At 33.2% G+C, this 26,152-nt stretch carries 37 protein-coding genes; 11 read left to right on the top strand and 26 right to left on the bottom strand.

The features are described 5' to 3' along the window. Positions 1-56: 56 nt before the first annotated feature. Positions 57-398 carry a hypothetical protein gene (locus CVD28_RS03070; protein ID WP_101590889.1) on the bottom strand — a complete coding sequence of 114 codons (342 nt, stop codon included), beginning with the start codon at positions 396-398 and terminating at the stop codon, positions 57-59. A 213-nt stretch (positions 399-611) separates the two neighbouring features. Here CVD28_RS03070 and CVD28_RS03075 point away from each other — a divergent pair, with 213 nt between their 5' ends. Together CVD28_RS03075 and CVD28_RS03080 are read left to right on the top strand one after the other, a co-directional pair. Beyond that, on the top strand, positions 612-1,298 hold the full coding sequence (locus tag CVD28_RS03075; RefSeq protein WP_101590890.1) for a J domain-containing protein: 687 nt from the start codon (positions 612-614) through the stop codon (positions 1,296-1,298). A gap of 373 nt (positions 1,299-1,671) precedes the next feature. Continuing rightward, complete coding sequence (locus tag CVD28_RS03080; protein ID WP_101590891.1) at positions 1,672-2,499, top strand: 5'-nucleotidase, lipoprotein e(P4) family; 828 nt, start codon at positions 1,672-1,674, stop codon at positions 2,497-2,499. A 109-nt stretch (positions 2,500-2,608) separates the two neighbouring features. On the opposite strand, the gene CVD28_RS03085 is transcribed toward CVD28_RS03080, so the two are convergent. The 4 genes from CVD28_RS03085 to CVD28_RS03100 form a co-directional block, all read right to left on the bottom strand. Beyond that, positions 2,609-4,399: an LTA synthase family protein gene (locus tag CVD28_RS03085; protein ID WP_180953881.1), complete on the bottom strand. Its 1,791-nt coding sequence runs from the start codon at positions 4,397-4,399 to the stop codon at positions 2,609-2,611. Between the two features lie 174 nt (positions 4,400-4,573). Continuing rightward, positions 4,574-4,930, bottom strand: coding sequence for a hypothetical protein (locus tag CVD28_RS03090; protein ID WP_101590893.1), 357 nt, complete (start codon positions 4,928-4,930; stop codon positions 4,574-4,576). Between the two features lie 27 nt (positions 4,931-4,957). After that, positions 4,958-5,773, bottom strand: a complete 816-nt coding sequence (locus tag CVD28_RS03095; RefSeq protein WP_101590894.1) for a hypothetical protein — start codon at positions 5,771-5,773, stop codon at positions 4,958-4,960. Then, positions 5,770-6,321: a hypothetical protein gene (locus CVD28_RS03100; protein WP_101590895.1), complete on the bottom strand. Its 552-nt coding sequence runs from the start codon at positions 6,319-6,321 to the stop codon at positions 5,770-5,772. The genes CVD28_RS03095 and CVD28_RS03100 overlap by 4 nt, the downstream gene beginning before the upstream one ends. A 290-nt stretch (positions 6,322-6,611) precedes the next feature. On the opposite strand from CVD28_RS03100, the gene CVD28_RS03105 reads away from it, so the two are divergent. Next, positions 6,612-7,097: a hypothetical protein gene (locus CVD28_RS03105; RefSeq protein ID WP_101590896.1), complete on the top strand. Its 486-nt coding sequence runs from the start codon at positions 6,612-6,614 to the stop codon at positions 7,095-7,097. A gap of 177 nt (positions 7,098-7,274) precedes the next feature. Here CVD28_RS03105 and CVD28_RS03110 read toward each other — a convergent pair whose 3' ends face one another. The 5 genes from CVD28_RS03110 to CVD28_RS03130 are packed head-to-tail and all read right to left on the bottom strand — an operon-like array spanning position 7,275 to position 9,056. After that, a complete protein-coding gene (locus tag CVD28_RS03110) occupies positions 7,275-7,550 on the bottom strand; it encodes a hypothetical protein (RefSeq protein ID WP_101590897.1) in 276 nt (91 codons plus the stop codon). 2 nt (positions 7,551-7,552) lie between these two features. After that, complete coding sequence (locus CVD28_RS03115; RefSeq protein WP_101590898.1) at positions 7,553-7,828, bottom strand: hypothetical protein; 276 nt, start codon at positions 7,826-7,828, stop codon at positions 7,553-7,555. A gap of 27 nt (positions 7,829-7,855) precedes the next feature. Further along, complete coding sequence (locus CVD28_RS03120) at positions 7,856-8,086, bottom strand: hypothetical protein (RefSeq protein WP_101590899.1); 231 nt, start codon at positions 8,084-8,086, stop codon at positions 7,856-7,858. A 34-nt stretch (positions 8,087-8,120) separates the two neighbouring features. Beyond that, positions 8,121-8,471, bottom strand: coding sequence for a hypothetical protein (locus CVD28_RS03125; RefSeq protein ID WP_101590900.1), 351 nt, complete (start codon positions 8,469-8,471; stop codon positions 8,121-8,123). 18 nt (positions 8,472-8,489) lie between these two features. Continuing rightward, positions 8,490-9,056, bottom strand: a complete 567-nt coding sequence (locus tag CVD28_RS03130) for a hypothetical protein (protein ID WP_101590901.1) — start codon at positions 9,054-9,056, stop codon at positions 8,490-8,492. Between the two features lie 154 nt (positions 9,057-9,210). On the opposite strand from CVD28_RS03130, the gene CVD28_RS03135 reads away from it, so the two are divergent. Then, positions 9,211-9,930: a hypothetical protein gene (locus tag CVD28_RS03135; protein WP_101590902.1), complete on the top strand. Its 720-nt coding sequence runs from the start codon at positions 9,211-9,213 to the stop codon at positions 9,928-9,930. Positions 9,931-9,963: 33 nt separating this feature from the next. Here CVD28_RS03135 and CVD28_RS03140 read toward each other — a convergent pair whose 3' ends face one another. The 7 genes from CVD28_RS03140 to CVD28_RS03170 all read right to left on the bottom strand — a co-directional run bounded on the left by CVD28_RS03140 (position 9,964) and on the right by CVD28_RS03170 (position 12,476). Next, a complete protein-coding gene (locus CVD28_RS03140) occupies positions 9,964-10,551 on the bottom strand; it encodes a helix-turn-helix domain-containing protein (protein ID WP_101590903.1) in 588 nt (195 codons plus the stop codon). A 241-nt stretch (positions 10,552-10,792) separates the two neighbouring features. After that, entirely contained in the window at positions 10,793-10,993 is a 201-nt protein-coding gene (locus CVD28_RS03145; RefSeq protein WP_101590904.1) for a hypothetical protein, read from the bottom strand. Positions 10,994-11,008: 15 nt separating this feature from the next. Next, complete coding sequence (locus CVD28_RS03150; RefSeq protein ID WP_101590905.1) at positions 11,009-11,293, bottom strand: hypothetical protein; 285 nt, start codon at positions 11,291-11,293, stop codon at positions 11,009-11,011. A 41-nt stretch (positions 11,294-11,334) separates the two neighbouring features. Next, positions 11,335-11,730: a GNAT family N-acetyltransferase gene (locus CVD28_RS03155; RefSeq protein WP_101590906.1), complete on the bottom strand. Its 396-nt coding sequence runs from the start codon at positions 11,728-11,730 to the stop codon at positions 11,335-11,337. A 36-nt stretch (positions 11,731-11,766) separates the two neighbouring features. Beyond that, positions 11,767-11,970: a hypothetical protein gene (locus CVD28_RS03160; RefSeq protein WP_101590907.1), complete on the bottom strand. Its 204-nt coding sequence runs from the start codon at positions 11,968-11,970 to the stop codon at positions 11,767-11,769. Positions 11,971-12,001: 31 nt separating this feature from the next. Beyond that, positions 12,002-12,223 (bottom strand): hypothetical protein, encoded by a 222-nt coding sequence (locus CVD28_RS03165; RefSeq protein ID WP_101590908.1) that lies wholly within the window; start codon positions 12,221-12,223, stop codon positions 12,002-12,004. Positions 12,224-12,275: 52 nt separating this feature from the next. Next, positions 12,276-12,476 carry a hypothetical protein gene (locus CVD28_RS03170; RefSeq protein ID WP_101590909.1) on the bottom strand — a complete coding sequence of 67 codons (201 nt, stop codon included), beginning with the start codon at positions 12,474-12,476 and terminating at the stop codon, positions 12,276-12,278. A gap of 233 nt (positions 12,477-12,709) precedes the next feature. Here CVD28_RS03170 and CVD28_RS03175 point away from each other — a divergent pair, with 233 nt between their 5' ends. The 4 genes from CVD28_RS03175 (at position 12,710) to trxA (ending at position 14,592) form a co-directional block, all read left to right on the top strand. Continuing rightward, positions 12,710-13,477 (top strand): metallophosphoesterase, encoded by a 768-nt coding sequence (locus tag CVD28_RS03175; protein WP_101590910.1) that lies wholly within the window; start codon positions 12,710-12,712, stop codon positions 13,475-13,477. Positions 13,478-13,498: 21 nt separating this feature from the next. Beyond that, positions 13,499-14,029 carry a hypothetical protein gene (locus CVD28_RS03180; protein WP_101590911.1) on the top strand — a complete coding sequence of 177 codons (531 nt, stop codon included), beginning with the start codon at positions 13,499-13,501 and terminating at the stop codon, positions 14,027-14,029. A gap of 4 nt (positions 14,030-14,033) precedes the next feature. Continuing rightward, positions 14,034-14,225 carry a hypothetical protein gene (locus CVD28_RS03185; RefSeq protein ID WP_101590912.1) on the top strand — a complete coding sequence of 64 codons (192 nt, stop codon included), beginning with the start codon at positions 14,034-14,036 and terminating at the stop codon, positions 14,223-14,225. Positions 14,226-14,292: 67 nt separating this feature from the next. Continuing rightward, on the top strand, positions 14,293-14,592 hold the full coding sequence (gene trxA, locus CVD28_RS03190; protein WP_308315058.1) for a thioredoxin: 300 nt from the start codon (positions 14,293-14,295) through the stop codon (positions 14,590-14,592). Between the two features lie 137 nt (positions 14,593-14,729). Here trxA and CVD28_RS03195 read toward each other — a convergent pair whose 3' ends face one another. Beyond that, positions 14,730-15,047 (bottom strand): hypothetical protein, encoded by a 318-nt coding sequence (locus tag CVD28_RS03195; protein WP_101590914.1) that lies wholly within the window; start codon positions 15,045-15,047, stop codon positions 14,730-14,732. 205 nt (positions 15,048-15,252) lie between these two features. Between CVD28_RS03195 and CVD28_RS03200 the strand changes: the two genes are divergently transcribed. Continuing rightward, positions 15,253-15,615 (top strand): hypothetical protein, encoded by a 363-nt coding sequence (locus CVD28_RS03200; protein ID WP_101590915.1) that lies wholly within the window; start codon positions 15,253-15,255, stop codon positions 15,613-15,615. 58 nt (positions 15,616-15,673) lie between these two features. Here the strand turns inward: CVD28_RS03200 and CVD28_RS03205 are convergent, their stop codons facing one another. The 8 genes from CVD28_RS03205 to CVD28_RS03235 all read right to left on the bottom strand — a co-directional run bounded on the left by CVD28_RS03205 (position 15,674) and on the right by CVD28_RS03235 (position 23,421). Next, positions 15,674-16,090: a hypothetical protein gene (locus tag CVD28_RS03205; RefSeq protein WP_142384719.1), complete on the bottom strand. Its 417-nt coding sequence runs from the start codon at positions 16,088-16,090 to the stop codon at positions 15,674-15,676. Positions 16,091-16,173: 83 nt separating this feature from the next. Further along, positions 16,174-17,991, bottom strand: a complete 1,818-nt coding sequence (gene ltrA, locus CVD28_RS03210; RefSeq protein WP_101590917.1) for a group II intron reverse transcriptase/maturase — start codon at positions 17,989-17,991, stop codon at positions 16,174-16,176. A gap of 764 nt (positions 17,992-18,755) precedes the next feature. Next, positions 18,756-18,914 carry a hypothetical protein gene (locus CVD28_RS27805; protein ID WP_180953883.1) on the bottom strand — a complete coding sequence of 53 codons (159 nt, stop codon included), beginning with the start codon at positions 18,912-18,914 and terminating at the stop codon, positions 18,756-18,758. 28 nt (positions 18,915-18,942) lie between these two features. Then, positions 18,943-19,194: a hypothetical protein gene (locus CVD28_RS03215; RefSeq protein WP_142384720.1), complete on the bottom strand. Its 252-nt coding sequence runs from the start codon at positions 19,192-19,194 to the stop codon at positions 18,943-18,945. Positions 19,195-19,210: 16 nt separating this feature from the next. After that, positions 19,211-20,398 carry a hypothetical protein gene (locus CVD28_RS03220; RefSeq protein WP_101590919.1) on the bottom strand — a complete coding sequence of 396 codons (1,188 nt, stop codon included), beginning with the start codon at positions 20,396-20,398 and terminating at the stop codon, positions 19,211-19,213. A 133-nt stretch (positions 20,399-20,531) separates the two neighbouring features. Next, positions 20,532-21,323 (bottom strand): hypothetical protein, encoded by a 792-nt coding sequence (locus tag CVD28_RS03225; RefSeq protein ID WP_101590920.1) that lies wholly within the window; start codon positions 21,321-21,323, stop codon positions 20,532-20,534. Next, a complete protein-coding gene (locus CVD28_RS27810) occupies positions 21,323-22,894 on the bottom strand; it encodes a hypothetical protein (protein WP_180953885.1) in 1,572 nt (523 codons plus the stop codon). Before CVD28_RS27810 ends, CVD28_RS03225 begins: the two co-directional genes overlap by 1 nt. A gap of 74 nt (positions 22,895-22,968) precedes the next feature. Then, positions 22,969-23,421, bottom strand: coding sequence for a hypothetical protein (locus CVD28_RS03235; protein ID WP_101590921.1), 453 nt, complete (start codon positions 23,419-23,421; stop codon positions 22,969-22,971). Positions 23,422-23,609: 188 nt separating this feature from the next. On the opposite strand from CVD28_RS03235, the gene CVD28_RS03240 reads away from it, so the two are divergent. Continuing rightward, positions 23,610-24,623 (top strand): hypothetical protein, encoded by a 1,014-nt coding sequence (locus CVD28_RS03240; protein ID WP_101590922.1) that lies wholly within the window; start codon positions 23,610-23,612, stop codon positions 24,621-24,623. 120 nt (positions 24,624-24,743) lie between these two features. Continuing rightward, on the top strand, positions 24,744-26,135 hold the full coding sequence (locus tag CVD28_RS03245) for a nuclease-related domain-containing protein (protein ID WP_101590923.1): 1,392 nt from the start codon (positions 24,744-24,746) through the stop codon (positions 26,133-26,135). The last annotated feature ends 17 nt before the right edge of the window (positions 26,136-26,152 follow it).

A 26,152-nucleotide genomic window follows, 5' to 3' on the forward strand; every position in this document is an offset into this window, starting at 1 on the left:
CCGCAAAGAGATGATGCTCTCCTGCGGTTTTTTGTTTGGTACATAACTCTATTTGATTATGCAATCTGTTTATCAAAGATATAAGAATAATCAGCTTGATACCCTCTGAAATTGCGTTCAACTAAAAGTCGAACCAAAATTTCTTTTTGGTCATCCTCCAAAAACTTAGTCTTTGCGACTGCAATCAATGTGTTTTTTGCCATTAATTCTGTTGGATTCCCTTCATCCACCTTTTCTTCACGAAAACTTTGAATCGAATCATTAACCACCTGTTGTCTCCCCTTTTGTTTCACGCACAACTCAATGGCTTCCTGTATTGCTTTTACTTCTAATTCTGGATTTTCGTAATTGGCGATAATCCAACTCATATCTGGCTTCCCTGCTACTTGATTTGTCATGTAAATCTCTCCTTTTTAAGTAAAAAATCTTTCCCTTTTTTATATAAATCAACATTTCCCTTGATTGTTGAACCTTCTATATTATAGAAATCTGCTGACCTTTTATGAAAGTTGGAATGGTTAATTATGAAAAGACAAGATTTACCGTAATATATATAGATTTTATATAAAAACAGGTTAAGCACAGGCTTACAATTAGGAGGAAATTTACTTATGAAATGGTTAGAAAAATGTTCAGCAAAAGGGTTAAGAAGATTTCAAAATGTGTTGATTGTATCAGGTATAGCGTTTATCCCAAGTGTATTTATGGTGGATTCTCTTATTTTGAAGGGTTTTTTGTCTCTTTTCTTTCTTTCTAATTTTTGGGGATTTAGAAAATCAGAAAAGCTAATTTCAAGAAAAACAAAACAACGAAGAGAAACGCTACATAATACGCAAAAGATTCACAGTTTACATGAAACGTGCATGAAATTCATTCAACACATTGAAGACGTGTTAGTTGCCAAAGGGTATAGCATAGAGAAAGGAAACAATCCTTTGATTGACGACATTTATCATGAGCTATCTAATTGTCAAACGGTTATGGATTATGTTTTGTTTAAAAACAAATTAGAGTTCCGTATGATGTATGTAGCCAATATGCCAAGAGAAAAAGCACAAGAAAAAACTCAATCACAACGAGCAAAAAAGAGTGCTTCAACATCTTCTGCATTGTCACAGGCTTTATATATCTTAGGACTTCCAGAAGGAACAAGAGATATGTCAGTGGTTAAACATGCTTACAAAGCATTGGTTAAAAAATATCACCCTGACTTAAATCCTTCACCAGAAGCTGGTCAGAAAACAGTACAATTAAACTTAGCTTATGAACAAATTCAAAAATTTTTAAAAGCATCGTAAGAGAAGAAGGAGCAATCCTTCTTTTTTTATGCCCTTTAAGACTTTTACATAAGACCTTATGTTTTTTCGTTATCTTTTCTCACCCTTTTTCTCTAATTGTCTTTCTTTCTTGCCCTTTCCTCTTTTTAATTCAAGTGTATGTACTTTTGGCATTATTAAATAAATACTCTCCTAACTATAAACAACGGATTGGTCAAGATATAACCAGCAGTTGAATCTCATTAAATAATAGTCTTAAACATGGCATATATTGTTGAAATGGCAACGGTTTAGACATTCTTACAATCTATTAGGTAGTGAAACGATTCTCGATTTCTATAATAACTGTGGGAATACCCATAAATTATTATATTTGAGGAGGAATTATATCTTTATGAAAAACAATAAGAAAAAAATCGCATTTTTAACTTTAGCAGGAGTCGTCTCGGTTTCGACTTTGAGTGCTTATGCAACTGCAGAATATCAACAATCCAAGAATGAGCATATGACAAATTCAGTTCTTTGGTATCAGAAATCAGGAGAAATGAAAGCTCTTTATTACCAAGCCTATAATTTAGGTAAAATGATGGTTGACGAGCGTTTAGAACAAAAAGACATGAAAAATAAAAACAAAGCTCCTAAATTGGCTATTGTTTTAGATATTGACGAAACGGTACTTGATAACAGTCCACACTCTGCTTATTCTATTGCTGAAAATGTTGACTACCCTACTGGCTGGAGTGAATGGATTGCATCTGCACAAGCAGAAGCTCTTCCTGGTGCATTAGAGTTCCTTGACTATGTTGATTCTAAAGGAATTGAAATCTTCTATGTCTCTAACCGTACTACTGAAGAAAAAGACGCAACAATGAAAAACTTAAAGGAAAAAGGATTCCCACAAGTTTCAGTTGATAATGTTGTGTTAAAAACAACAACAAGCAGTAAAGAAGCACGTAGAGAAGCTATTGCAAAAGACTATGAAATCGTAGCGTTCTTTGGCGATAACTTGGGTGACTTTGCAAAAGACTTCGATAAAAAACCTTTAGCTGAACGAAATGGCAATGTTGACCGTCTACAAGATGAATTTGGTAAGAAGTTCATTGTTCTTCCTAACCCTATGTATGGAGATTGGGAAGGGGCAGTTTATGAGTATAACTTTAGCAAATCTCCTGCTGAAAAAGATAAAGCTCGTAAAGACGCTCTAAACGTGTTTCACCCATAATAAATAAAAAAGGAGAAGGTTTGCCTTCTCTTTTTACATAATAATCCACTGATTGTCCTTATAAAAACAAAAAAAGAAGGGCTTCCCCTCCTTTCTTTAACTTCTCACTTTATTCTTTGTGATTATTCATTTTTGTAATGGTTTCACTGATAATGAAGGAATCTAATATATGCTTCCGTTCTTCCTCACTTATTGGTTTGTCAAATAGAATAGAGCCATCATTTAGTAGGGTATATTCTTTAGTGGTATTCACTAAGACTTTTCCCATTGCATAATCCTTGTAATATGAATCATTGATTCCCAATAGGTAAGAAATCGTTGGCAAGAAGTCGGCTTGATTTCCTAAAACACTAATGGTTTTGGCATCTAAATAGTTCTTTTGATAAATAATTAGAGGTACTTTAAACGATATATCTTTCCATTCAGGTTTAATTCCTTCCATAGCGGATACTTGGTTAAAGTAATATTTATGAACCCCCATATGGTCTCCATAGACCGCAACGACTGTGTTATCCATTAACCCTTGCTCTTCTAATTTATCTAAAAACAAACCAAGTTGTTTATCTGTATAATGAATCGCTTGGAAATAATGACCCAATTCTGTATTTTCTAAGTTCTTATCTAACTTTAGCTCCTGGTGTTCTTCAGGCATAATGAAAGGCATATGACTTGTCATGGTTACAACGGAAGAATAAAACGGTTTCTTTTGTTTTTGAATAAAGTCAGAAACTTTATTTAAGAGGCATCCATCTGTTATTCCAATGCTGGTACGTTCTTCGCAATGATAATCTGATTCACTGTAAATATTTTTAAATCCTAAAGAAGTGTGCATTTTTTCCCAATTCCAAAAAATCTCTTTATCTGGATGATAAATGGTTGTTTCATATCCATTTTGATTTAATATAGCAGGAAGTGTATTGTATTTTAATTCAGGATATACATAGGAAACTGCACCTTTTCTAATCGGATAAAGTGATGTGTTAGTCGTAAATTCGGCATCAGAAGATATTCCCTCATTCACAATTTCATGGTAATTATCAAAATAAAGGCTGTTTTTGAGAAGTTTGTTTAAATTCGGTGTGATTTCTTGTCCATTGACCTTTTCATTAATCACAAATTGTTCAAGTGATTCAAAATGAATCGTTATCAAATTTTGCTCTTTAAATAAACCATAGTATTCATTGTTTGGTAATTCCTCTTTATTTTCGTTCATCCATTTATGAACAGAATCTTTCTCTTCTTTGCTAACCGTTCTGTATTGAGATTCTACATACGTATAGATATCATGCAAATGATAGCCAATTGGAGATTGTGTTATCATGGTATCACTTGGTTGGTAGCGAAGACCTGTAAATGTTGACCATCTTTCAGTGTTGCAAATCCCATTTACTGCAACAAGTAGAATAAGAATGAAAATAATAGGACTCCTTTTGCTTATTTCATTCGTCTTTGCGGTAACTATCATAATTGGAATAAGCACCAACAAATCAATGAAAAGAATAAAGAATTGAGGATTTATCAGGCTTCCAATCCCACTTGCCCCTTCTTCTATCGTTGATAATGATTGAATATGGAAGAAAGAGAGAAAACTACTAAACCCATTAAAGTAAACCAGGTCTGCAAATAAAAGCACTGTAAGAACAAGGTCTACCCAAAATAGATACCACACCCTTCCCTTTCCTTTCAGGAGGAAGAAAAAAGACGTAACCAGCAAAATAAACGCTACATAGAGATACATATAAGTAGTCCATACAAACGTATAATTTAAGATATTAAAGATAGTTTTACTCCCACCAATATCTTCTTCAGGCACAAAAAAATAGATAAACCCAATAGACTTTATAAGCAATATCAAACACATCGTAAAATACACTAAGATGTCGTTCACTTTCTTATTCATTAATAAATAAATCACCATCCTTTTTTGTTTTTTATGTTTTAATCATTATAGTTAGGATGGATATTTTTGAATATAAAGGAAGAACTTTATTATGTTCTATAGGAAAAATTTTCATTTTATCCATATAAAAAAGAGAGGAAATTCCCTCTCCTTCTCTTTCTTGTATAAACGATATTAATAGGTTTTGGAAAAAAACTCTTTTACGAAATCTTGACCTTTTTCGGTGATAACAGCCCCAAAATAAGGTAGTTGTTCATTTCCTTTGTATCGTTTTCCTTCTATTCGGGCTAATTCATCTAAATTGTCAATAATGGTGATAAAGGTGGGTTCTTGTTTTTGTACTTCCCTTAACAATTTAGCATCCTTGTAGCCAAAAATAGTCGCTCCATCATTTACTGCTTCCATTAGCTCAACTTGTTCCTTTGTTAAACTCACCTTTTCTGCCCCTTTGTCTTCTGGTTTGGGTGGAATAATCTTCAATCCTTCATGTTCTACCCATTCATTAGTCCATAGCTTCTTTGTATCACTCATTTTTTACTCCCCCCACTCTCTCTTGTATTAATAATCTTGAATGATTTCCAAGTGTTCAATATTTTCAAAGCGAACTAAAACTTCCTCTTCATTTCTTTCATTGTCAAAATCTATGATGGAATCAACTTTGGCTTTCGCTTGATAGAGTCTACCCCTCTCAAAATGGTTGGCAAACTTATTGGCTATGTCTTTCGATAATGTCCACGAATAAGCCTTCTCTAATGGCGTAGAACGCTTTCCTTCGCCTCTGTAAAGAGTTAGGTATCCTTCACTATCTACCGCTCCCAATTCATTTAAAACAGCCACAGCAGACGTATTATCTGCATACGTAAACACTTCCTCCAACACTTCTTTTGGGAACATTCCGAACCCATAATTAGCATGAGTGTACATGCTCTTAAAGACTTCCCATAATTGCTCTTTCTCAATGTCCTTGTATAGACGGAGGAAATAATCTATTGCAAATAAATTCCATTCAGGGAAGAAAAACAAAATATACTCTTTGTTTAAAAAGTCCTGCCTCTTTAATTCGTTTGCTTTTAAACACCCAATTGTAAATTCATTTAACAACCAAGCAGGGTCTAATGAGTTAATTTCAACGGTATAGTAATCCCCTACATAGAAAAATTGCCTGTTGGTTCTTGGGTTTTTATTTTTCATGATTTTCTTAATGTCATATCCATGCTTTTTCAAAAGAGTTTTCCATTTTTCATAAGTTAATCCTTGATGTTCTTCATTCCAATACCGTTTATCAATAGATTTATAAATCTGTTTCGTGACTGGAATCACATTTTCTAATCTTAATTGTTCATTCGCATTATAAAAGACATCTGCAATACTCATATGGATAACTCCTCACCTTCATTATGTATATCAGTACAATCAATAATGCACTCACAATAATCAATGACTTTTGTATTACTGGTTAGATTATCTGGATTAGGCACTCTTTCCCGAATCCATTGATAATGGGAATGTAGTGTCTGTAATTGCTTTTTAGCAAAAGAAAGGGGTACTTTTACGTAAATATCCATTGAAAGTGGAAAGGCTTCTCCTGCAATCAAGATTTCTTTCTCAATGGGTTCTTCTGGAATGATAACAAAATCTTTTTCTTCATTAAAGAAAATAGATTCTTTGCTTTCCGAAATTCTTTTATTCTTCACAAAAACAAGTGTGTCCTCTGAAATCGAAAGTTCCTGTCGCTTATGTTGACTTCTATTTATCAAAGAATATTCTTCTTGATAGTTGGGTGTATAAGTTAAAAGACTGTCTTCTTCTGTTTCAATAAAGGCGTAACACCCTTCTATTTTTGATTTTACAGAACGAACATGAGATTGTTCATAATTTCTAAAGCCTTCATTCGCATATCGAACCAATGTAACAGTTTCCAATACTATCCCTCTTTTTATGTAAAATATCTTTCCTTCATTATCAATAGACTATCATATATATCACTTGTTGTAAAATATAATTTACAAAAAATGTTCTGCATTTTGTTGACTAAATTCAATTAAAGATGTATTATTAGACTATAGTCAACGTAAGAACGAGAAAACAGTCATTTTGTTTGTGAAATAACAATGATTTGAATATAAGAAAATATATCTTTAACCAAAACAACAGGTGTTTTTATATAAACGAAATGAAGAGCCTTTATAGATAAAAAATAGGGGGAAACAACATGAATAAGGCATACAAGGCAGAACTTTATAGAGGGAAAGTAAAAAAGACTGATAATCAGAAGAAAAAGCATGTCACTCAAATGACAAAAGAAGAAATTGCTTATTTAAAGAAGGAAATCAAAATGTTTCCTACTTGGAAAGCAAAAGCATCTAAACATTTGAAAAAGAAATGTGTTTCATTAGACCTTGACGATGTTCAAGATACACTTTTAGCACGTAATATAGAGGATTTTATTGTGGAATACAATGAAACACTTAATGCTTCTGGTCAAATGGAGAGAAGAATCTTAATTCGTGTAGAAAGACCAAAAATGGTTCGCTTCAAAACACGTAAAAAGAAAATCGTAGAAGCAATGGCACATTTATGTTTCGTTGTTTCATTAGATACTTGGGAGATTGTCACTGCTTATTGGAACAAGGAATCTGACGAACACGCACAATTGGATTGGAGACGTTACAGTAAGCACTTACGAATCGTTAAGTAATAAAGAGGGCAAATGCCCTCTCTTTTTTATTATTAGAACATATTCATCCATTAAGAAAAATAGAGACCTTTCTTTATAGGACTGAAAAATTAAAGGATTTACATAAACACAATAAAAAGGAGTGGTTTGTCATTCCCCCTCCCTTTTTCTAATCTTGTTACGAAAAACATTATTTGCTTACATATAAGATTGTTTGTTTAAGATTTTATCCAGTAACTCTACACTTACACTGATGTTTTTACAGCCACACTCTTTAGCATCTTTCACATCTTCTTTAAGAAGTATGTATTCTTTAATCTCTTGAACAGTTTTAAATCCCTCTTCGCTACAATATTCACAAGTATATACTTGTTGTACTTCTTTGTTCGTAACAGGGCAATCATCGTTTCCATATTTACAACCATGAATAATACAGCAATGGTGGGCGTGTACGCCATGTTTACTCTTTTCCATTATTACTCCTTCTCTTCCTCTTTCCAATATTCATTGTTAAAATGTTTTATTCCCATTTCCTTCAATGCTTGTAGTTTTTCAATCATTTCATCTATATCACAAATATGAATATAGTCTGTATTTTCACCTGTTTCATCTTCACTTGGCTTCACACCATTTGAACCCATTCGATAATCAATGCACCCATCCCATTTAAGTGTTACTTCGTCTGTCCCATAGGCTTCATCTTCTACGACTATATTTCGAGACCCTTCATACTCTTTTACCTTTTTAAACATTAGAGCGTACTCCTTACTATTTATTATTTATTCTGCTACCTTCAAAGACCATGCAATACCATAATCTTCACCACTTGTTGACCAATCTTTTAACAAGGCTTTTATCCGTACTTTTACATAAGCTACCCATTTCTTTCCTGAATAAGTTTCTGTATATACAAGAGAGTCTTTGAAGGGAAAAAGAGCATATACTTCCATTTTCCAAGTACCTACAGTGTTCAAGTCTTTTGGCATATCTTTAAAAAATCGTTTCATCATATTCATTTTCCCCTTTCAAGAATCCCTCTCTATTTTAAAGAACTCCGTCTTTTACATAAATAGAATATTGTTCCCATGTCAGTCCAAGAAATTCGTGTAATTCTTTATCCGAATCCCCATTGTGCCACTCTTCGATATAGTCATCAATTTTTTCAAGGTGAATTCCACCTGATTTGTATAGGGAATAAAAAGTCTGTTCGGATTTTATCCCTGCTACTTCTTTTAGTTCATTAGCAATACGTTCATCCGTATAATCTACATAACCAAGGGCATGTGATAGAATTTTTGATAATTGCTCCTGGCTTAACGCTGATAATTTAACACCTAATCCTGTTTCTAAAGCATCTACATTATAACTTTCTACTACCACTTCTACTCGTTTCATACGTTTCTTCTCTCCTTTTTATCCTTCTAATTCTTCATTTATCTTTTTGAAACTATCATTTGCATAAATATATCTTGGTTTATGGTTACTTTTTGTACCATCTTTCTTCAATGGGACAAACATAGGGTTTCTTCCGATAAATCCTTCTGGAATCACAATAACGCCTTTTTTACCGTCTTCAAATTCAATGACATTTCCTACTTCTAATTCTTTTCTTGCTAAAGAGCGGAGATAGTACAGTAACTCTTTGTTTTTACAAGATAATAGCTTTTCTACATAAGCGACCATTTCTTCTTCATTGAAAAGAACTTCGTGTTGCGGAAACACCTTGTCTCCACTATCTTCAATAACATATTTCTCACCGTAAAAGACGACTGGTATATTCAACATCGTTTCTACTTTAAATTCTTTTCGGATTTTTAAGATAATCCCTGTAATCAAAGGATGATGAATGACAATTTGCTCATTATCTCCTAATTCTTTTAAATCATGAGCAGTTATAACTTGTTTATGTATCGGTGTAGGATTATGGGCTTTTTCAATCTGATTCTTAACCTTTTCCATTCCTTCATTGAGTTCTCTCATTATCTCTTTCCCCTTTTATAACAGGATTTCTTTCCCTGCTTTTATTATACTTCATTATACTTAATTTGTAAATTATTTTTTACAAAAAAATATAATATTGAACGCTTTCTCTTTTTGATTTACACTAACTATATCAAAGAAAAGAGGTTTTGTTATGGATGATTTTCAGGTATCTCACCAAAAACTTTCTATCGAAGAACAAGTTAGCCATGTTATAAAAACGGTTAAAGATAGATGGTTACATTCGTATCCATATAGTACCGAAAATGCAATAGAGTTTGTTTCTAAACACCCTGAAAAGCTACTAAACAAAGAAATGTTTCGTGTACATGCCTTATATCTCAACATGCTCTTCCGCTCCCTTACAAAAAAGGACAGTCTCATAAAAAATGAAGAGGTTTTGAACGAAGTCGCTCATTGGGATAATAAAGGTGGTCTTTGTATCTATTTATCGGTTCTTATGTATTCTCTCTTATTAGAGGATAAAGTGGCTAATCGGAACGAATTGCGATATATCCAAGGCTTTACGACTTATCAATCTCAAAATCCTTTTTGGAAATTGGTTTCTTCAGATACAACCATGTTAAATTTCCACGCTTGGCTTTCTTACAAGGATAGTGTATTGGATTTCAGCATAGGTCAAGAAAGAGAAAATATCCAGCTTGGAGAGAAAGATTATCTCGTTGGAGATATACCAGAAGGTATGAAAATGGTTGGCTTTAAGGAAAATCACAAAACGGTACAAAAATATGTAAAAATGTTCGCTGATTATCGAAAAATGAACGAAAAAGAATGGGTTTTGGAACATAAATTGCAGGGTCTAACATGTATGGTCGATTCTTTAGAATATATATCAAAACAAAAAGAGGGCTAATTAGACCCTCTTTTTTATATAAAGAAAAAATCTTTATGAAATATTTTGGATGGTTTCATTTACTAAGCGTTTGTATTTCTTCTCAACACTCATGGAGGTTCTATTTATCTTCTTTGCAATCTCTTGATAATTTGTTCCTTTTTCTCTTAATTGAATGACTAATTCTTCCTCTTTTGTTGTCCAAGGTCGATAATAATTTCCTTTTATTTTCTTTTTCTTAAACCTTAACGTATCAACCCATTCAGGTTCAGGAGGAATGGAATTAGGCTCAATTTTGGTAAAATCAACACGTTCTTGATGCTCGTAAGCCCATTGCCAAAACTGTAAGCTATCTATAAAATAATAAGTCTTAATTTGTCTGGTTTTTTTCTTTGTAAATGACAAGTCATGATTATGACACCAATTTTCAACTGTTTTTCGGTCAACCCCTAAGAGCTTTGCCAATTCACCCATTGTTAATAGTCCTGTCTGCTTTCTTGTGATAGAAATGTTTAATAGTCTCATTTGTTTTAATACGCCACCAACAGGTCTATTTAATTTTTTGGCTATGGTTTCGACTTTTAATACCCCAACATGTTCAAGTAAAAATTCATTCTCTTCACAACTCCATACATTCGCCATATGTTCACCTTCTGTCTAATCTTTTTCTGGTTGTTGTTTATGAATGGAGATTATATAAAAAACACGAATTTTATCCTAACATAATAGTTTTTTAGAATCTATACTGAAAATATTGGTTATTTACATTCTTAAAAACAAAAAGAACTATCCCCTTATAAGGAATAGTTCTGTATTTATTATCTTTTACGTAATGCTATAGCTTGTTGCTTTTTCATCACCTGTATTGTCATTTTTATTAACCTTAGATGGCTAAATGAGTAAACGTAAAGGTTTTATCTTCTTTTGTAAAAACCTCTATCTTATCTCCTGAAAGGGCATAATCTGTATCGAATAACACATATCCTTCTTCGATTAATTCCTTTTTCTTTTCCTCATACTTTTTGTAATCTTCTTCTTTATATCCAACAACAAAATCACCTTGTACAAGACTAATGTGTGCCATATTTATTTCTCTCCTTTAATATCCATATTCATATCCATCTTCACCACGTAAGACCAGCATTTTAATTAAACAACGCTTCTGCTTATCACTCACACGCTTTATTCGTGCAATGGTCTTTAAGATTTCTTTAGAAAATGCTTCAATGCTATCCTCTTCGTCTACCGATTCTTCACGAAAGCTACTAATTGCATCATTAACAACTTGTTGAGGAGAATAGATTTTCACATATTTATCTATAGCTTCCGAAATCATATAGTTTTCAATCATCATTCCTTCATATGCATCATCAAGAGCACTCATATTTAACACTCCCTATGGAAAATATCTTACCTTGCTTTAACTTAACTATTTTTTACATTTAAGATTAGGGTAAATGCAGATTGTAATTCAGCATCCAGCAGTTCATATATATCTATATAACCTTCTTCTTCTACATAGTAGAATGTAGCCCCTAATTTATCCCAAAAACGATAAGCTCTTTCTTCACATAAAACAAAGCCTGTTATCTTTTCTAATGAAAAATACTCAAAAAGAAAATAAATAATTTCAGTTCCTAATCCTTTTCCTTTTTCAATGACCTCAATCATACCTAAATCCATTGTGTTGTCTTTTATATCAAACCATACATAAGCAACAGGCTTATTACTTTTCAATATCATATAGGCATCCAGATTACTTTTTTGTTCATATTCTGTATTTTCAATGTCAGTCATAAAAACAGGTTTAATACTCAACATGATTTTAGCCTCATTTCCTATACCCCTAACTCTGGTTTATCCGTTTTTGATTCTCAAAAATAGCTGATACTTGACCTCACTACTTTTTATTTGGGGATATATTTTCAATAACTCTTCTTTATTTAAATTCTTTGTTTCTTCCAAGATTTTTTTATCAAGTTCGTGCTTTTCATCTTCTAATTTCTCAATTTTGTCGATAATCGCACCATGCCTATTAATCATTTCTTCTAACTTTTTCACTTTTTTACACTCCCTTATGTATGGGTTTTACTCAACATTCTCTAATAACCACTCCATGAGGCATAAAACTCTTTTCATCCTCATAATAGACTTTGGTTTTAGCGTGTTTTCCCACTTCGCCTCTTAAAAGCTCTTCCGCTTCTTTTTCATTTCTTGCCCCAACCTTATATCGACCTAATACCGTATATCCACCATGATTGGCTTGACCTCTATGATGAACGATAAAAGTTCTTGATTTTGGTTTACTTGCCATTGTATTTAACCTCTTTCCTTTAAAAGTTCCTTATATACAAAGAAAAAGCAGATTAACTCCAATCTGCTCGTTCCTTTTGTGCATTACGCCCTTTACGTGAGTAAGAGCCTTTCCCTTTATCCGTTTTGTGAACGCCAATCCCTCTTCCAATTTCAGAAGTCGTAAACTTTCTTCCTTTCACTGGATTCAGTTGAAACGAAACTCTCATTGGGTTTGATGTTTTCAAACTCGTTGATTTCATTGTCTTTGCCATATCTGTTTCCTCCTATGTTATATAAAAAATATTTTCCTTTTTTCTAAAATCTCTATATTATAGATTGCTTTACCTAATTTATTATTTTTCATTTTGTAAAAATAAATTTACTAAAACATTAATACATGATATAATAAAGTTATATAAAAGTAAAGGGAAAATCTAAATAAAGATAGAAAATGAACATTTATAGCACATATGGAGATAGTGAATAAGAAAAGGAGTGAATAATCATGGATAAGGTCTTTGCTATTGGCGATATACATGGAGAGAATAACCGATTTCAAAAAATGCTAACTAAATGGAATCCTGATAACCAACAATTAATCCTTCTTGGGGATTTAGTTGATAGAGGCGAAGATGCTTATGGTGTCGTTCATTTAGCCAAACAGCTTCATGACAAATATGGGGCAATCGTATTAAAAGGAAATCACGAAGAGTTATTTTTAAGTTGGTTGGATAGTCCTTTTAGTGAAATGGATTTGTATTACCCTCAAGGTGGTAGAGAAACCCTTCGTTCTTTCTTTGGAAGCAATATCACCTTTACTCATATGCCAGATAGTATTGCGGATATGGTAAAAACACAGTTTGTTGACGAAGTTTCTTTTTTGAAAGACCTTCCTTACTATTACGAATGGAATAACCATGTATTTGTTCATGCTGGTGTTGATTTAATGCTTCCTAATTGGAAAGATACAGAAACAAGTGACTTCTGCTGGATACGCAGAGATTTTCATTATAAGCCTAATCATACAGGCAAAATCTTTGTTTTTGGTCATACCATTACGAATCATCTAAATCCTGGTGGTCAAAGTACAGACGTATGGATTTCTCCATGCCAATCAAAAATAGGGATTGACGGTGGGGCAGTGTTTGGTGGTCAATTACACGCTGTAGCCATAGACGGAGACCAGCATACCTTCTATTCCTTAGATAAGGAATTGCATTTTCAACAGCACACAAAAACAATTGGTTTGGCAACTTTAAATACGAATAGATAAGAAAGGAGTTTGATAACAAACATGAATCCATTAACGAAAACGGTATTAGGAGTAACGTCTCTCTTTAGCAAGACAAACAGTGCTTCTTCGCCTTTTGAAGTCTTACTGGAAAAAGGAACGGATGCTACGAAACAAAAACCGTATTATACAAAGGTTACTATTCAGTACCACGATATGATTTTCAAGAAGAGAATTCAAAATCTTTTAAAAGAGAAGAAACTACTCTTGGAATATGATTTTCAAGAGATTAATAAAGGAACATTTTTAAAGCCCAATAGAGTATTGGAGGCAAACACTTCTATTAAAGAAACTATGTTGAGTACAACAGGAGCTATATTAGTTGAAACTTTAGTCCCCCTACCCTTACAAGGGATGACTCATTTAAGCAACGAACAAGTAATTAAACTGAAAAGAATAAATGGTCATGTTTTTTATTTTTATAATCAAGGAAATAGAGATTCTTTTCAGGATAGCCTTTTGGAGACATTGAGCCAATTTTTGAATAAAGAATACGACAAATACACCCAAATTAACGAACAAAGGAGTGAATAAGTGCTTGGAAAGAAAAACGATTCAAGAATGGGAAACGCACTTTGATACGTTTATTATGGATGGAGATGGTTTTCCACAAGGTACAGTTAAGAATGAAACACTATTTACAGAAGAAGAGTTTGTGAAAAACACTCGTATTAGTACGGTTAAAATGAGCGAAAAGCTCATAAAGGCTTGGGAGCAAAACTCCTTATAAATTGGCAAAACTTGCGTATGATACAAAGAACTTTTTATTCAACAAAGATTAGATTGGAGGAATTATATTGAAACAATTATCAACAGAAGCAGAATTTAAACAAGTAACAGGGGAAGGAACGGTATTGGTAGACTTTTTCGCTACCTGGTGTGGACCTTGCCGAATGTTAGCTCCTGAATTAGAGAAAGTAGAAACGGTCAATGTTGTAAAAGTAGATATTGACCAATTACAAGAAGCAACTTCAGAGCATGGTATTATGAGTGTCCCTACTCTTATGCTTTTCCAAGATGGGAAAATTCTTGGTAGAGTATCTGGATATATGCCGAAAGAAGCTATTGATGAATTTGTCGCTTCTAAACTAAAATAATGTGAGGAACAGTCTGCAAAGGCTGTTTCTTTTATTTATGATGACCAAATCTCAACAAGAGAGCATAGAAAATACGTTTTTACGCAGTAAAAAAAGGCAAGAATTGTTCTTGCCTCTTTGTATCAATCTTAATTAGATTAATAAACTTTTGTGATAACCATTGAAGAAGGACTTCCATACCCTTTAACGTGGAACGTTTTACCAGTGTTTGATGCTGACCAGAACCAATGGTCATCATTTAATCCACCTTTACCATGAGCCACACGTTGTAAGCCCATTACTTTTGATTGGAAATAGATTTTTCCGCTCTTTTTAACAAATTTACCATGTAAGTCATAATAAGTAGTCTTAGCCTCTGCTTCAATTGGTTGAGTTACAGTACCTCCTACCACTGCTACGACTGGTAAAGCTACAGCCATTAAAGTTAAAGCACTTTTTGACATTTTTTTATTCACAATAATCCTCCTTTCTTTTTTAGAATATATCCTATTATAGAAAAACAGGAACGTAATATTCTTTAACATTGCTGACTTTGCTGTGTTTTTTAGTACAATAAATATGACAATAATTTATTAAACTGGATAAAAACACATAAGATATTATGTACATTAAAAAACAGGAAAGAATACATTTCTTTTAATTCACAGGAGGCGTTTTAATATGGCAAACGAAAAAATTTATTTATTGGTACAAACAGAGGTAAATGATGAAGAAAACAATTCAGGAGAATACTCTATTCTTCGTGAAAATCCAACTGAAATCGCAGAAGGTTTTGAAGTAACAGAATTAAATATTGAACACACAGATAAACTTCAAATGTTCGTCATTTTAGATGAAGACAAAAGTGACGCTCATGTGTATGATGTAGTTCGTCTATATACAGATAAGGATTCTCTACAAGACGTAATCAATGCAGTTCGTAGCATCCCTGGATATACAGAGGAAGACTTGCATACTGTGATTTGGGAAGTCTTTAAAGGTGAACCAAATCCAGAAGACGAGTTCGAGATTGTTCACTTCTAATTGCCTTGTATTAACAAAAAAGAACCACAGGATTTAATTCCTGTGGCTTTTTTATTGATTATTGTTCTTGTGTTAATAGTTCACGTACACGATTCAATTCGTCTTCCGTATGAACTGTTCCACCTGCATTGAATTCTAAATACCATTGCAACACTTCTTTTCGAGTTGCTAATTGATTGATATTGATTTTAACTCCTTGGTTGATTCTTGGGCTATCTTCATATTCGCTATAATAATGACCAAATACTTTTATCTCATTATTAACAAATCGGATAATCGAAGTCGCACGTTGCAATCCGTCTACACAAACGAACTCATTGTACGTATCACTTTCTGTTGTTTGCCAATTCGGATGGTTCAAATAAATGACCTTCGCTGTTTTTCCTCCACGCAACAAAAACTCTAAGTAAGCAATTTGTTGTGCTTCATTCCAAAATATGGATAGGTAAGTCTTTGGGAATTTCACCCTCCGCAAATAACCTTATTCGGCTAACCTTTTCCCCCCATTCACACTGTACGTGCGACTTTCACCGCATACAGCGTTCCATCATTGTAAGCCTATATCGCAAGTAATTCCCTGTTTCCAACTAACAAACGAAGTTTGTTTACCTTTTTCTTCTCTATTTCATTTAGACTTAATATCTCTAATATCTTTTTAACGGTTTCCTCTTTTGTTGCATGTATTAGCTTGTGTATATCTCCTAATACAAAGAGTAAATTACTATATTCATCACTTCCACCATCTTTACGAGGTATTTTATGATGTACTTCCATATTTCCTTTGACAAGAGGGCGTTTTGTTATAGCACATAATCCGTTTTGTCCTACATATAATGATATGCGATTATCGTTAAACTCTGTTGATTGACCTTTAACTGGATGTTCCATAAGGTATCTGAGAGTTTTCGGACTAATTGACTTCAGCTTATCATGGACTAAAGCTCTTCCTGTCTTGGTGTACATACATATCTCTTGCGTAAAGTTAATTGGTTTTGAGGTGTTCACTCCACTGATAGGAAAAAGTGGATGTCCTTCAATGAATATTATTTTCCGTTTGTATTTCCCATAATATTTGAGATAGGTCTTGCTTAACTTTCCATTTTTACTTTTTATGCGAGAAGTTCTCTTTTTAAGAGTTTCCGACAGTTCATAAGAGATTTGCTTCATGTCCAGATATACATGCGTTGCTTTTTGGTAATAGTTTTGTATTCCCAATACTGTTGCATTGTATTTCATTGCCATTTCGGGCGATGGACTTTTCTGCAATTCTTTAATTTTCCCTCGAAGGACTCTTTTAATTTTCTTTTGAGCCTTATCTGTAATATGTGATTTTATTACATATTTTGACCGTTTTGGTGTTGCTTTTAGTTTAAAACCAAGAAAATTTGAGTAGTTTTTCCTCAGATTAACAACTTTTGACTTATCAGGACTAACTTCAAGATTCAACCTTTCTTTGAGCCACATTTTTGTAGCAACAAAGGCTTTTTGTGCGGATTTATAATCTTTACATAATATCTTGAAATCGTCTGCATATCGAACGATAAACATTTGCTTTAAATCACTTTTGTTTAGTGCTCGATATTTGTTGCTCTGATTGTGATATTGGAGTTCAGTCTTCATGTTTTCCCATTGAGAACAAACCCACCAATCAAGCTCATTTAATACAATATTTGATAAGAGAGGTGAGAGAACTCCACCTTGAGGTGTACCTTTTGTTGGTTTACCCTCACCCTCTATTTCTGCTTTCAACAGTTTGGAAATTATACATAGTAGGTTTTTATCCCTTATGCCTAAGTTCCACATTTGTTTTAGCAATTTAGCATGGTTTACATTGTCAAAGAATCCTTTAATATCTATGTCCACCACGTAATGAAATCCTCTATTGATTAAATTAACTGTTCTTGCTAATGCGTGATGTGTACTTCTATTCGCACGAAAGCCATAGCTGTGTTGATAGAATTTAGCTTCACATATTGGGTCAAGAACTTGCTTGATACACTGTTGTATTAGACGGTCTTCGATAGTTGGGATTCCTAATGGTCTCTGACCTAATCCTCCATCTTTCTCTATCATTTTCCTTCTAACTGAGTGAGGTTTGAAGTTTTTGAGTCTCTTTTTAACATAGAGAACAAGCTCTTCAGGGTTTATTTTTCCAATATCAACTATTGTTGTCCTGTTTGTTCCTCTGGTTTTACTACCTTTGTTTTTCTTGATATTACGGTAGGCTAAGAGAACATTCTCTTTTGAAGTTATAATAGATAGCAAGTTTGTGAATTTACGACCTTTTTTACTCATTTCATAAAGTTCATCCAATGTTTCTTGGAAGTCGTAATATTCATTATTTCTAAGCTGTTGCCTTTTTCGGTTAGTTGTCATTAGTCAGCTACTACCTCCTTTTATTAGAAAGGAAAGTTCACTTCTGTTAGTCGTAATCGAACCTAATGAATTTAGGGTTTTGCGTTTAATACTTAACAATGACTAATGGCTATCCCTCCACTATGTTTCCATAGCTTCAACGGTACTATGCCATCACTCTCACTTGAACAAAAATGTGTTATATCATATTGATTTTCCACATTACCATTTCATTGAGTGTAAGCTCTCCATGTTCCAAGTTTTCTACGTTCCAATAGTTTTATCCATCTATATGTTTTTAGGTTGTTCCTTTGAGCCTGTTCACTGGATACTGCCTGTAACAGTATAAGGATTTTCATAGTCACGATTCTTACTCACCCTCATGAACCCTACATTTTGTAGTTACGACATTTCTATCATATAACGAGTTTAGACTCTTTCATTCGGAACTTTCGTCAGTTGTGTTTGTATTCAACAACATTCTAACCATGAACATTTTGCGGACACCCGACCTATGGGTTACACTATCCACCTCTGGACAGCTTTCGTTCTACTAATAGTTTAGTAGATTACGGTAACTCTCAGCCGACTTCACCGAGCTTCTGACACTTCAATACTTACTTATTTCCATGCCAGTCGGAGTATTAGTGGAAGCCCTTCAAGGCGTTACCCTTTCATTTGACTTCTCAAACTATTAGTTCTCCTAAGTTCTGAACCTTTCAAATTTCTATACAGTTAAGTTCTAAACTGTGTAAGTTCTTTATCTTAGTGCCTAACCTTTTCAGTTAGGAACGTATCGCACCGTGACCACGTTGAAAATCTGGATTCATTTCTAAGCCTTCTGTTTGTTCCCATTCCTTAATTTTACGAACAAAATCCTGTAACGTATAATCACATTCCCAACTTCCATCACGAGTAAATCTTGGTATCTGACTAAATTTCATATAATAACTTCCTTCCTTTTTAAAATATCTATTCCTCTTTATCGTTCTTTCCTTCATTCTCTGCTTCTTTATCTTTGTTGGCAAAAAATTCATCCAAGAGATACATTAAGTGCTCTCCGTTATCCCCATCTCCTCCTGATTTAAAACAGAAGAAATCATTACAAAATTCAAAATCGTAATCTTTTACAAATTGAAAGATTTCAATTGACCTTTTATCATGAGGAATACCTTCTTCCCATCTTTCGTTAATGTCGATAACTACATCTACATCTACTGCCATTTTCATTCATCCTTCCTTAATCAATATGAACTTGAAAGTTCTTAATGTCTTTTAGATTTTTATTGCTGATAACAGGTGAAAAACCAAATTCCTTTTGAAATTCCCTGCTTCCATATCCCCAACTATTTGTATCCAAGTTTTTATAATGGATAGCAGATGTGGTATTGCTTGTCCAAACGTAATAGGCTTTAATATGAACCCCATTTAACTCATACGTAGCACTCTTATCGCTATGGTCAAACATACTTACAGATAAAGGGCTATTGATAGCAATGTAATAATCCAAGTCATAGATTTCAATATTACTGATTTCCATTGAAGTATCAGTCAATCTAAGAATATATTCTTTTTCCAATTTGTTAGAAACATAGTCTTTTTCTGCAAATCGTTCATCATGAACCTCTGAAGTCATGATTTCTACGTCATTTGCATTTACTTCAATAATTAATCCACCTTTATTCGCAAAATACTTTGCAATGGTTTTAGAAGAAGTGAAAGAAACTAAATCATTTTCACAAATCTCTCTAATTCCGTTTTTCATTAAATACTCTACTATGCAATCGTACTCTGCTTTTCTACGTTTTCTATCAAAGCCTCTTTCTGTACTTGGTGGTACATTTTCGATAGCTTTTTGAATAGCTGGTAGTCGGTAAAAGTCACGTAAACGAATACCACGATAGATTTTTTTCGGCTTTTTAAACCCTGCTTTTTCTTCTTGTTTTTTGCAGTACCAAAAATAAAGATACACTATCTGAAGAACTTCATTTACCTTTTTAGCCATTACCTCTCCTCTTTCTCCTTCTGGAAGCGTAACAGCATATTCATTTCTAACCTTTACTTTTTCTCCATTTTCATCCCTTACCGTTTTCAGTAATAGCTTACTAATGATTCTGGATTCACATAACATAAGTAAAAAACGTGTTTGTGCTATATGAGAATCGAATACGGTCTCTCCTTCTTTTGGCATACTTAATCCATTTTTTCCAATGGAATGAAAGATAGATGTTGAAGGTGAGTTTTTCCAAGCGTAAACTGCAGAACGAATCATTTTTTGATAAAGTTCAGTATCAATCTCCATTGATTCACATAAACTTTGTTCAGATTCTAAATCCTTTTCTGAAAGTCCTTGTAGTTTTTGGCTAAACTCTGTCCAGTTACCAAATGTAATAAATCCTGTTTCTCTCTTTGTCATTGTCATTTCCATAAATAAATCCTCCCTATGTATCCATTTTCTAATAGAAAAACCTGTTTTATATAAAACTTCTATATTTTATGCGTTAGAGAGGCTAAACAATCAAAAAGCATAGAGAACTATCCCTATGCTTCCCAACCATTGTTTATAACTTGATAATTTCCTTTACATTTGTCGGTATAACCAAGATTTCGCCTTCATTTCTATCATCAATATAATCAATCACATCATTGATATGTACTTTTCCTTGATAAACTTTTCCTTCTTTGTCAAACCGTTTAGCGAAGAAATGTGCTATCTTTTGGTTAATTGTCCAACTATATGCCTCTTCTAACCCTCTGGATTTAGAGCCTTCCCCACGATAAATCGTGATATATCCCTTGTTATCTGGCTTTAATTGTTCTTTAAAAGAAGTATCCATATTCAAGGTTAAGACTTCTTCTAAAATATCTGGTTGAAATGCCTCAAAACCATATTCCATTTGAGTATAAGTCTCTCGAAACAGAGAATATCTCTTTTCCAGTTCTACCTCGTTATAGACCTCATGAAAGATATTTAATACATATTTGTTACTCGTTATGTGAATAATGGATTCATAATCCCCTTCATCACGAAACTTCTCCATATCTTCTCTAAGAGAATGAATGGTCTTTTTTACTTGATACATGTCTAAAAATGATTCATTCAAATTCTGAATATCCACATACGTTAATTGATGGATGTAAACAAACGGTGAGAAAGGATTTACAGAAAGATAAAGGTCATCCTCTTCTATTTCCAACTTTTTAACAACCTTTTTTAATTCTTGTAAAGAAGGAACTTGGTATTTACCACTATCCTTAATCAGTTGATAAACTTCCTTATTATTTAAAAGAACAGAAGGGAGCAAAGTCCCTCTCCTAATATAGTCCTTTATCAAAAACAACGCATCTTGCATTATTTTTCTCTCCTTTTTGTAACAACTTTTTCTTGTCGATAAATCTTAGATACCGTTATGTCTATGTTGTAATTTCCATTTAGATAGAAGAATGGTACATCATTTTTGCTCATTTGTTTCATTGCTTTTTCATAAAAAGAATGATTAAAGGTTTTGGTATTGATACAAACAACATCCACATTATCTAAAAAGCGTAAATCTATCCCTTTATTATCCTGATTGACCATAATGAAATTCGGGAAGACTTCCTTCACTTTATTGACCCATGATTGTGAACCACCAATGACAGCCATTTTGATAGTTTGCAATTCCTCTATCATCATTTCCATTTGGTTTCCTTCTACTTCTTCCTCTTCTTCATTTTTCAAAGAATAAATGAACTCACGAAGAGCAAAAACTTCTTTACTATGGTCATGTAAAGTATCCACTTCTCCTTTTAAAGAAGCATTTTCTTTTTGTAATCTCTTCAACTCTTCCCAAAGTTTATCATTTTCTTCCTGGACTTTTTTCTTCTCTGCTTCAAAGGATTCTTTTGCTTCTTTTAAATCTTTTTCTTTTTCAGCTAATTCTTTCTCATATTCACCCAACTCAAAGTAAAAGTCATCCTGTAATTGATTAAAATAAACGTCTTTTGATTTTTTGTACTCTGTTACAAGAGCTTGAATAAAGAAAAGACCAACAATAAAAGGAAGTTTATCTTGTTCTTCTATGTTATTGCCATGTTGTGCATTGATATATTCAAAAAAGACACTATCTAAATCTTCTTTTGATAAACGAACCGAAGAAGTTAAATCCGACTCATTAAAGCCTAACGCTTTAATCCATCCTGCATAAGCTCCAATGTATTTGGATATTCCATTTTCAAAAACAGATTTTCGTACTTCTCCATATTTTTCTTTAGACATATTATGAGTAGTCCCGATTTTCTTTTCTTCCACTGAAATGATGTTATCAAAAAGCAATTCTAACGTAGTATTACTGGTTTTGGGAGATACATAAAAGTCTTGATATAAGCCATCCAGTTCATTTCTTGATTCCTTAAAGTTTTCTTCCGTAAACAGAATCTTTCCTGTAAAAATATCTTGAACATGATTGACAAACATTTGCTGAAAATAACGACCAAACTCTGATTGTAAATCCAAATGTATTTTTTCTTGATAGCACAAATACATTAAAGCTATACAATGGAAGAACATATCTTGCTCTGAAAAGTCTTTGCCTCTTTTCTTTTGGAAAGACAAAGCAAATTCATCAATCGAGATATAGTTTTGATTTTTCATGAAGTTCCATGAAAACTTAAATCCTTTCTTGAGAAGACGATAAATCAGTGTTAAATCGTTATGTTTATAACACCATTCCACAATCCCTGCTACTTTTTTCATTCTTGCTTCTTTATCAATCATGTATGTTTTAAAGGTAATGTCATCATAGAAGCCACTTAATTTATAGGCATGATAATAGTCTAATTTCTTTTCTTCATAAATCGTATCAATTTCTTCATGTAAAAAAGAATTTCCTCCAAGTGCCACTATTACATATAAACGAATATTAATTGAAAAGTTTTCAGACATGTTAAAATCCCCTTCTTTTAGGAATGAATCATAGAGACGATATGTAAAAAGCAAAAGGAGAGAGAAATCTCCCCTTATGCTACGGTTTTTCCGACTTGCATGAACAAATTAAGCGTTTCCTTATATGTGGGATTATCTACTCCAAAAGGAAAGAATATACACAATTCATGTGCTTCCATAACTCCTGTTTTTTCTCCAACGATAACCAAAATAGATTCTTCTACTTTGCTTGATAATTGATTGCCTATTTCATATAATCGTTGCAATACTTCGCCACTTTTTAACTGATGCTCTATCGCAAAATCTTTGGCTAAAGTGTCCGTTTGTTCATCGTGCCAATATTCCTCATTATATAAGTACCCATATTGACCATTACATTGAACCAAATAACCTTCTTCTTCATTGCCGAAGCCTTCTTTTTCAGCCCACTTATCTATTTCCTCTGGAACAGATACATCTTCATGACATAGCTCCCAACAACGATTGCGTAAATATTCAATGGATTCTTCTCTCATTTTCTTGACCATGCTTCTTTTTCCTCCTTATAAATAAAACCTTTCCTGTATTCAATTGTATCATTTACTGCCATATTTGTAAATTATTTTTTACACCAGCTAAAATCCGTAAACTTAGCTGGAAAGGAATTGAATATTTCCTTATGCCCCTATATAATAAGGATATATCATTTATGACGGTCAATATAGGAGGATGGGAAATGGAGAATTATTATCAAATTGATGGAGACATTGCCATTATTGACGTTCCCTACAAAGACACCATCGTTCGACTTACGATTGACAAAGAAGACTTATCAATTGCTCGTTCTATTCATGGTCGTTGGATATTGATTTATAAAGACACCGATAAAAGTTACTTTTACTTTATTTCTAACCAGGATAAATCTATTTATTTACATAAACTCCTTTTAGGTGCTGGTGAGGAAGATAAAGTCTATTTTAGGGACAAAGACCACACCAATTTACGAAAATTGAATCTAACCTTGAATACCTATGAGGCAGATGAATCTTTCCGTCAAAAAAAGCGTGAAGGATATAAAAATATGTCCGAACAAGGTCGGGAAAATTTAATGAAGGGAATCAAGCAGAACCGATACTCAAAGAACTGGTCAGATAAACTCTCTACCACGAAAAAAGGACAAAATAACCCTCAAACTATCCTAAACCCTTCTATTGTGAGAACAATTCGTGAGGAATATGCTCTAAGACACTTCACACAAAAGGCATTAGCTGACTATTATAATGTAGGTCGAACCACGATAGCCGATATCGTCAATTACCGAACATGGAATGAAATCGGAGAGAATCCAAACAAGGAATATCGTATTTACAAAGAAAATGAACTCATTCCTTTAAACTTGAAAGAAACGCCCATTCAGGAGCATGTTTTTACTAATGTAGATATTTCAAAAGAGGATTTCGTCATTGAACTGCAGGGGTCGGGGGCATTACAGTATATATTTTGTCAAAAGATTGGTGAAATCAAGCTCTATGTTGAAGTGAGAAACAGTAAAAAGGAATTTGTTCATAGCTTTGAAGTGGTTTTTCCTGAATTTTTAACCCCACAGCATATTCATAATTATGTTATTGCTCAACGGAAACCAGTCCGATACATGAACCGACATGGAATACATTCTTATATGCAAATTATCTCTACCCTCTTGTTTGGAGAATCTTACGACCAAGATATACAGTTAGCCATGAAGTTATAATGCTTCATGGTTTTTTGTGTGAAAGATTAAAAAATTTTCCTTATCAACGCTCTATTCCATTGACTATAATCAATAAAAAGCGGTATAATTTAGGAAAAGCGTGGAAAGGAGTTATCTTTTTTGGACAAAGATGATAAAAAACTTATTCTAAAATATGTTGGTTTATTACTATCAACATTTATGATTTCTGTTTTAGTTTTTCTTAGAGTGTTCATTGTTCCTTTGGTTATATTTACTGTTATTTTTAGCTGGACTCCCTATGAAGTATGTATGGTTATTTTTCTTCTTTACTTTATTCCTCAAGCTAAAAAAGAAGTGTGGGACAACTATAAAGAGGAGAAGAACGAATTAGAGAAAGAAAGAATCAGATTAGAACGTCACGAATCCTTACCTACTACAAAAGTGGAACGTGCCTTACAGCTACAGCCAATCCAATCTATGGAGGCTTTAAAAGGGATAGCAAAAGATGTGTTTGAATCTCGTAATTATAAAAACGAGTTTTCTTCCTTATCTATTTCTAAACAAATAAATTTACAACCCCTGGAAAGCAGAGTCGATAATAATGACCGTTTAAAATTAGTAGAGAAAGAATTCGCACATATTCAATCTTATAGCCCTTCTCACTTTTCAAATGGAATGAGCTATATAAGAGATATGTTAGGAAGGGATGCTATACAAGGTGTGCCTATTTCTCCAATAAAAGAAATTCTTTCAAAAATGGGAATTACACCCTCTTCTATATCACCTATGTCAACGGATGTAGAAAGATATCAAAGAATCTATCAAGAAGCTCTTGCTTACTTAGAAAAAGAAGTGGCTATAATGGGAGCAGGGATTGGTGGAGAAAATCGTGTGAATGAAGAGTTAGACATGTACAAAGGTTTTTGGAAGCACATTCCCAATGTCCGTTTTGAAGTAAATGGACAATCGGTAGAATCCGACAACATCATTGTCTCTACAAGAGGGATTTTCACTATTGAAGTTAAGAACTACTCTCCTAAAGGGAGTTATGCCTTAAAAATAACAAAAGATGGACAATGGATAAAAGTATTCCCAAATGGAAATGAAGAACCTACAAACAATGTAACATCTCAAATGAATCGTCATATTGCCTTTAAACAACTATTAATCAATCAAGAGTGGGAAAAATCATATGGCAAAACATCCTCTCCGTTCTTTTTTGAACCGATTTTTGTAATTGCGAATGACACGATTCGGATTCAAAATGATACCGATTTACCAATTATGAGAATTTCACAAATCTATCATCATATTATGAAGAAACCTGAAATCCTCACACAAGAACAAGTAGAAAGATTAGCTCATATTATTAAGATAAATATGCTACCAGCTAAAAAATATGAACTAAAGCACTATGAATCAGTGTTAGAAAAAGCCTATCACGATATTTTGTTAAGAGAGTCAACTGCTAATCAAGTAGTTTCTGCTATTGATGAATATGTAAACAGGGGTAAAGAAGAATTAATTCGGCTTAAAGACAATATGAAATAAGACAAAATAAAAACAGC

This window comes from Bacillus sp. M6-12 (assembly GCF_002860285.1).
Classification (GTDB): Bacteria; Bacillota; Bacilli; order Bacillales; family DSM-1321; genus Peribacillus.